Source organism: Intestinimonas sp. RTP31139st1_F5_RTP31139_211217 (assembly GCF_040226735.1).
Lineage (GTDB): Bacteria > Bacillota > Clostridia > Oscillospirales > Oscillospiraceae > Intestinimonas > Intestinimonas butyriciproducens.
In genome coordinates, this window is the sequence record NZ_JBCOAQ010000069.1 from 1 (window position 1) to 6,795 (window position 6,795).

Here is a 6,795-nt window from a genome sequence, read left to right on the forward strand (position 1 = left end):
AGAAGGACGGCGACGACACCATCTATGTGGTTGAGGCCTATGTGAACGATGAGTACGTGGCTGAGCTGGAGCTGGACGGCTACGCCAAGGTCGACGGGAAGCTTCCCGCGATCACCCGCGGCTACTACGCCGGTGTGAGCACCAGCGGCGGCAACACCGTTGATTGGGACGACATCAAGAATGCTACTCCCGACGCCGGCAGCGCCGTGACCGATTTCGGCGACGGCATCATCAGCAGCGAGACAACCTCTGCCCTGACCTACGATAAGGACACCATCGTCATCATCGTGGACGGCACCAAGCACGTTGAAGGCGGCGACATCGATGAGATCGTCTATGTTGAAGACGACACCGACGCCAGCTCCAAGGTGGTCCTGGTCGAGGGTACCGGCAGTGACGAGGGTCACGCCGACTACGTGTTCATCATCCGCTAAGGATTAGACACACCGCAATCACTAAAAAACAAGTGTTTTTCGTCCCCCATCCAGTACTGGATGGGGGACGTTTTTTGGTGTGCGAAGACACAGCAAAAAGGCCGTTGTACCGCCTGCGGCGGGTACGGCCATGGACCACAAGCGCATGGGCTGGGGGACTGCCCATATGCGCAAAAGCTTCCGGTGACGTCCGTCTCACCCGCCATCCTAGTGTGTCCCGGGCACAGGAAGCTTTATACCTGAAAGAGCGGTAAAAAAAGAGAGAGGCCGACTTGCGCTGACCTCTCTGCATTCTTTTGCCCGGCTACGTGCGGACGGAGCCGCTGGGCTCCTGTGTCTCGGCGGGGACGATGAGGCCGTAGGCCTCCAGCACCTGAGGCAGTACCGCCTCCAAGCGACGGGCCTCGCCGGGGGAATCCATCAGGAGCGTGACCGCCTTCTGGAAAGCGGCACGGTCGTCGTAGGGATATAAAAGACCGCAGCCGTCACCCAACAGATCCCGGTGGCCTTTTACATCGCTGGCCACCACCGGCAGACCGGCGTGCATGGCCTCCATGATATTGAAGGGAAGCCCCTCGCTGCGGCTGGAGGACACGGCGCAGTCCGCCGCCCGGTAACAGAGGGAGGGATCCCCGAGCTGACCGGGAAAGCGCACCCGCTCCGCCAACCCCAGCTCCTCCGCCAGAGCCTGGCAGGCCCCGCGCTCCGCACCCTCTCCAGGGAGCAGGAGCATGGCCCGCTCCGGCAGGCCGCGGAGGGCCTGGATGAGAAAAGCTTGATGCTTCCGCCGGGAGAATTCCGCGGCGTAGACCATCAAAAAGGCGGTGTCGGGGATACCCAGTTCCCGGCGGTATGTCCGCCCATCCGTCTCGCTGACCGCGTCCAGCCGCCCATAGGGGACCCCCATGCCCGGGATAAAGCCAATCTCGCCGCCCAAGCGGTAGCGCCGGGCCAGCGCCTCGTCGGCGCGGTTCATGACCAGCACCAGATCTGTGCAGGGGGCGGTGAGCCGTTCGGCGGCCAGAAGGATTTGCCGCTTGGGGGCGGTCGTGTCGTCGTCGAAGAGATAGCCGTGGACCGTATTGATGACGCGGGGGCGGTCCTTCCGCCCCAGAAGGGGCAGCCGGGTGAAAAAGGCCGCCAGGGAGGTATGGGTGATGACCAGATCATAGGCCTCACACTTCATCAATTCCCCCAGGCGGCGGGCACACCCCAGGTTTTCCGGCGCGGTCATCCGCTTTGCAAAGGGGACGTCCACCACGCGGTCGGCTTCGGGAAGCGCCATGGCCGTTCCGCCGCAGGCCACATGCACGGTCCATCCCGCCTCCCGGAAGGCGCGCAGATAGGGTAGGTGAAAATTGGCGATATGGGAGTATGTAGAGGCGGTATAGAGCAGCTTGCCGGGCATGGGTGCACCTCCTAACGGCTTTGTTTCAAATAAGGGAAGCTGTGCCCAGCCTCCGATAAAAGAAGTAACCCCACTTTTCAAGTTATTTGATTATAGTATATCTTTTTTTCAGATGCAAGAGCGCAGGCCCTGTTTGGACATAGGAAATATGACCAAACAGGGCCTGCGTCTGCGCTTCATTCGACTGAAAATACCGCTGCTTTCCCGGTAAAAACGTGCGGGAAAGCAGCGATATTCCGAATTTCCGTTATGTCAGGCCCAGCAGCGCCGCGGCGTCGGCCCCGGTAGCCCCGGTAGCCTTCACCGCTTGGATACGCTCCAGGAAAGCCAGATTGTCACCGGTCAGGGTGACAGGCTCCATCCTGTCGGCATTGTAGTCGTGCATCATCTGCTCGGTCTGGAGGACCTGATCGGCGAACCACTGGATGTCGTCCAGGACCCCCTCGGGGTCGCTGCGAAGGGCCTCTTCATAGAGGGAGAATTCCTCCTGCCATGTCCTGGACACGGAGGCTTTTTGAGGGATGCCCTCCCGGGAGGCGGTGAAGAGCTCCTCATACCGCCCCTGGGGCAGATAGACGTACCGTTCCAGGCTGAAGTTGATGGAGTGGACCCGCAGCTTGCGGCAGTCCTGGGCATAGCTTGCAGCGGTCTGGGCGAATTCCTCCACGGGAGAGCTGGCGGCGTTGACGGCCATATCCAGCTTGTATTGGGCCCAGCCGTAGCGGTCGCGGCGGGCCAGATTGGTCATGCTGTAGGCGTCCTGAATCCGGGTGCCGGCCTGGATCTCGGCGTAAGCCCGCTCCGCAGTGAGATTTCCGTAGAGCAGCCAGGCGAACACGACAGAAAAGAGACACAAGAGGGCCGAAGAGGCCAGCGCGGCGGTTTTGGAGGTCAGTCTGGTCACAGGGCGGCCAAAGCAGACGGCGATCATGGACAGGACCAGCAGGGCCATGGTCTGATACTGTCCCAGGGACCACACCGCCTCCGCGGCGGCATGGAGCGCCGCCATGGCCAGGCAGGCACAGAGCGCCGGAAGCAGTGCGTCTTCCTCCCCCTCCCGCCGCCGCTTCCAGAGGGTGACGGCGGCGGAGCCCAGAATGGCCAGAAAAGCCAGCAGGCCCGGAATGCCCATCTCGGCCAGGACCTGGATATAGTGGTTGTGGACGTATTTGCTCTCATAGTAAAAGCTCTGTACGCTGGTGACCAACCCCTCCACACTGCCGAGCCCGTTTCCGATGACGGGGCTCTGGGCATAGATGCGCAGGCCATCCCGGAAGAACTCCGTGCGCTGGATGGCGTTCTGATTGGCCCACAGACCCTGGAGGCGGTTGGCGGCAAAGCCGGGCAGCAGGCGATAGCCCAGCTTGACGGAGGGGCCGCCCGAGAGGGACAGCCGCTCCAGCGCCGCGCCGTCCTGGGCGGAGAGATCGAGGTAGACCACGGTGGAATCCTCCGGCACGGTGAAGGCCGCGCCGTCCAGCGGCCCGCTGTAGAGGACCGTGCTGGTGTGCATGATGGTTTCGGTCTTGTTCTGGCTCTCCACTGTGAGCTGGACCCCGCCGCTCCAGTCGCCCTCCAGCGTGTAGTCCCCGGGGGCGGGATACACCGAGCGGCGGAGGGTCTCTCCGGGGGTGAGGGCGTAGCCCCCGGTGACGTTGAAGGCCAGCACCGCGTAGACACACAGCAGCCCGGCCAGCCCGGCCACCACCAGACCGGCGGTCCGGCCATGGGCGGAGAGACGCTGGGAGAGGGGCAGGCCCACGAATTCGTGGAGCGCCCACAGGAGCACGCCGCCCAGCAGCGCCGCGCAGACCGGCAGCGCCGCCATGGCCCCAGTCTTTCCCAGACCGGCAAAGGAGAGAAAGGCCATCAGGAGGGCTGCGACGGCTGTCTCCACCATCAGGAGGAAGAGCGAGAAGCGGAGCCCCTTCCGTTCAGCCAGAAGATAGAAGAGCACCGCGACCGCAAACATGCCGATGGCGCCCATGCTGAAGGCCAGCAGGAAGCTGAGGGAGTTGACGAAAAGGAGCATACAGCCGCCCAGCCGGGTCCGGCGGGAGCCCGCCGTGCGGACCAGATAGAGGGCGAGAAAAACGCCCAGCGCCAGGAAGCCGGCCAGAACATTGGCGTTGCCGAAGATGCCGGTGACGCGGATACCGGACTCGTAGCCCGTGCTGAGGCTGGCATAATAGCATCCCAGGGCCCCGTCCATCACCCGGATAAAGGCGGAGGAGAGCAGCTTGAGAGAGGAGCCGTCTATGCTGATGAGGCCGAAGACGGCGCTGACGGCGGAGGCCATGGCGGCCAGATACCGCGCCTCGCCCCGGCGTGCCCGGAGCAGCACCACACAGAACACACAGAAGGCGCAGAGGATCTTACCGAACTCCCCGGCGGCAAAGCTGCCGAACCGGGAATAGAGCCCGGCCGCGCTGTTGAGGAGGAGGTAGGCGAACACCGCCAGCACAGGGATCGAAAGACGGTGGCGCAGGCTCCACTGGGGCATTCTGCCGAAGACGCAGGCAATGAGGACCAGAGACATCCCCACCGCGGCGGCCCGGTCGTTCCCTCCGGCCTGGAGGGCGATCACCAAGAAGAGCAGCACCCCCAGAATGGCATAGCGCAAAGGGGCGCTCCAGCCGATACGGAGAGGCGGCTCAGGGTCTGCGGGAGGGCGCCCGGGCGCGGGGGACGGCCTGACCGGTGCGGTCCGGGCCTCCCCACCGCCGGGGGCGGCGGCTTCCGTACCCGGCGCCGCAGGGGAAACGTCCGGTCTCTTCCGGGACGCCTTGGTCTGTTTTTTTGACATGGTTCTACGCTCCTTGTATCAGTTCAGCTTTTCGCTGTTGATGAGCCCTTTGAAGAGGGTCATGAACAGGATCTTGATATCAAAAAAGAGGGTCCAATGCTCGATATAGTAGATGTCGCACTCGATCCGGCCGCAGATCGAGGTGTCGCCCCGGAATCCGTTGACCTGTGCCCAGCCGGTGATGCCCGGGCGGACCTGGTGCTTGACCATATAGAGCGGGATCTCCTCCTTAAATTGTTCCACGTAAAAGGGGACTTCGGGCCGCGGCCCCACCAAGCTCATATCGCCTTTGAGCACATTGAAGAGCTGGGGCAGCTCATCGATGGAGCACTTACGGATCAAGGCGCCGAATTTGGTCTTGCGGTCGTCGTGGTCCCGGCTCCAGCCTGTGTCCTGGCCGCCGTTCACCCGCATGGATCGGAATTTGTACATGGAAAAGGGCTTTTTATCCCGCCCGATCCGCTCCTGGCGGAAGATGACGGGGCCGGGAGAGGAGAGCTTGACCCCGATGGCCGCGAAGAGCATCACCGGGGAGGTGAGAACGATGAGAAGCAGTGAGCCCACCAGGTCCATGCACCGCTTGAGAAAGGCGTTGCCCCAGTTGTCCAGGGGGATACGCCGGATATTCATGAGAGGGAGGCCGTCCAGGTCGTCGAACTGAGGGTTGGAGGGCATATATTCGGCGTAGAACGGGATCATGGAGAGCTTGACGCCCGCCTTTTCACAGGCGGAGATGATGGCCGGGGTCTGGCTGAATTCTTCCGCGGGGATGGCGGACACCACCTCGTCCGGACGGTACCGCTCCAGGACGCGGTCCAGATCGGCGTACCCGCCCAGCCGGTCCAGGCCCTTCCAGCCGGTCCGGTCAGAGACATAGCCCATCGGATGGTAACCCAGCTCCTTGTCGGCGCGGATCTTGTCCAGATAGCGCCGGGCCATGGGGCCCGCCCCCACGATGAGCACATGCTTGAGGTTGTAGCCCTTCTGGCGGTAATACCGCAGGAGATAGCGCAGAAAAAAGCGCTTGGTTCCCAAGAGAGCGGTGTTCAGCAGGAAGAAAAAGACCAGCGTCCAGCGGGAGAAGTGGACCTCCTTGAACATGAAGAGAAAGGTCTGCAAAAGGGCCATGTCCAGCACATTGGCGGTGCAGAGCCGCCCCAGCTCCTGATAGAGCCTTTTTTTGCGGAAGGACTCGTAAAGGCCAAAGGAGGCGTATGTGAAGAGGTGGATGGGGACCAGGGCGAGGCCCAGATAGACATAGTGGGAAAAGGGGACGGAGATCTCGCCGCCGGGCAGCAGAAAAAAACGCACCCAGAAGGCCAGAAGGAGGGTGAATAAAACCGACACCCCATCTGTGATCACATTGAACTGATTCAGCAGCCGCTGATTTTCCTTGATCATGGCTTTCTCCCACATTCACCCGTATTCTACAGTATTTTATCCCGAATGGCCCGCCATGTCAATGAAGGACCGGTCGGAAGGCTCCATTTCGCCGCGGCGGACGGAGAAAGCTGCCGGACATGCCGCTGGTTTTAGGTTTCCTGAATTTAGAAGTAGTTTATCTTTTATAGATAAAATAATTTATGAATAAACATTACACTTGCAGCAGCGGCATGATAAAAAGCTCTGGCTGTCAGATGAAGGCAAAAAACGTCCCCCATCCAGTATTGGATGGGGGACGAAAAACAACTGTTTTTAGGGGGTGAGCGAAACGCCTCAGCGGATGATGAAGATATAATCGGCGTGAGCGTCATCGTCGTCGGGAACCAGGACCACCACATCGCTGGCGTCCTCGTCGTCCTCCACGTACACGATCTCGTCAATGCTGCCGCCGTCCACCTGAGAGGTGCCGTCCACGATGATGACAATGGTGTCGTCGTCGTAGGTCAGGGCATCGGGGTGACTGTTGCTGGCAATGATGCCGTTGCCGAAGTCGATCACGGCGCTGCCGGCGTCGTAGTCGCCGTCTTCATAGGCATTGGTAAGGTCGCCCCAGTCCACGGTGGTGCCGCCGCTGGTGTTCACATCCTTGTAGTAGCCGCGGTGAATGGTCTCGCCCTTGGTGTAGTTGTCCAGCTCCAGCTCAGCCACGTACTCATCGTTCACATAGGCCTCAACCACATAGATGGTGTCGTCGCCGTCCTTCT

General features: G+C 61.6%; 5 protein-coding genes. 1 reads left to right on the plus strand and 4 read right to left on the minus strand.

All coding sequences use genetic code 11. From position 1 onward, the window contains the following. The coding region (locus ABUA09_RS17735) for a hypothetical protein (protein ID WP_349949599.1) at nt 1–434 on the plus strand (434 nt) is incomplete at its 5' end. 304 nt (nt 435–738) lie between these two features. Here the strand turns inward: ABUA09_RS17735 and ABUA09_RS17740 are convergent. The 4 genes from ABUA09_RS17740 to ABUA09_RS17755 form a co-directional block, all read right to left on the minus strand. Beyond that, nucleotides 739–1,842: a glycosyltransferase gene (locus ABUA09_RS17740; RefSeq protein ID WP_349949600.1), complete on the minus strand. Its 1,104-nt coding sequence runs from the start codon at nt 1,840–1,842 to the stop codon at nt 739–741. Nucleotides 1,843–2,089: 247 nt separating this feature from the next. Next, nucleotides 2,090–4,648 carry an O-antigen ligase family protein gene (locus ABUA09_RS17745; protein WP_349949601.1) on the minus strand — a complete coding sequence of 853 codons (2,559 nt, stop codon included), beginning with the start codon at nt 4,646–4,648 and terminating at the stop codon, nt 2,090–2,092. 18 nt (nt 4,649–4,666) lie between these two features. After that, nucleotides 4,667–6,049, minus strand: a complete 1,383-nt coding sequence (locus ABUA09_RS17750; RefSeq protein ID WP_195615521.1) for an undecaprenyl-phosphate glucose phosphotransferase — start codon at nt 6,047–6,049, stop codon at nt 4,667–4,669. 315 nt (nt 6,050–6,364) lie between these two features. Next, a partial coding sequence (locus ABUA09_RS17755; protein ID WP_349949602.1) for a hypothetical protein occupies nt 6,365–6,795 on the minus strand: 431 nt, incomplete at its 5' end.

Excerpts from the sequence above, each read along its gene's own strand:
- ABUA09_RS17740 (WP_349949600.1), bottom strand. The coding sequence starts at position 1,842 with ATGCCCGGCAAGCTGCTCTATACCGCCTCTACATACTCCCATATCGCC.
- ABUA09_RS17745 (WP_349949601.1), bottom strand. The coding sequence starts at position 4,648 with ATGTCAAAAAAACAGACCAAGGCGTCCCGGAAGAGACCGGACGTTTCC.
- ABUA09_RS17750 (WP_195615521.1), bottom strand. The coding sequence starts at position 6,049 with ATGATCAAGGAAAATCAGCGGCTGCTGAATCAGTTCAATGTGATCACA.